Source organism: Mesorhizobium sp. M7A.F.Ca.US.011.01.1.1, from assembly GCF_003998295.1.
In the GTDB taxonomy this organism is placed as follows: domain Bacteria; phylum Pseudomonadota; class Alphaproteobacteria; order Rhizobiales; family Rhizobiaceae; genus Mesorhizobium.
Map to the genome: position 1 here is coordinate 1 of NZ_RZRT01000244.1, position 383 is coordinate 383.

The 383-nt window shown below is 64.2% G+C and carries 1 protein-coding gene; it reads right to left on the reverse strand.

The features are described from left to right. Positions 1–383 (reverse strand): ABC transporter permease subunit (locus EOA13_RS37555; protein WP_127298071.1); only part of this gene is annotated, 383 nt, incomplete at both ends.

Consider the following 383-nt stretch of genomic DNA (forward strand, 5'->3'; position numbering starts at 1 on the left):
CGCCAGGAGCAGCAAGGGTTCATAGGTGAGGAAGGTGCCCTGCCTCACCTTGGACGAGACGGCGAATATGTCGATCACGCTGATGGTCGCCACCAGCGGCGTCGATTTCAACTGCAGCACGGTTTCGCCGGTCAGCGTCGGCAGCGCCCGGTAAAAGGCTTGCGGCAGCCAGATCCGCCGGAGGATCTTCCAGCGGCTCATGCCGAACGCGCGGGCGGCCTCGAGCTGGCCCTTCGGCACCCCGGCAAAGGCGCCTCGCATCACCTCGCCCTCATAACCGGCGAAGGACAAGGTCAGCGCCAGGACGCCGTAGGGCCACGCTTGCCTGAGATACGGCCACATCCAGGATTCGCGAATCCATGGATACTGTGGAAACAGCGAGC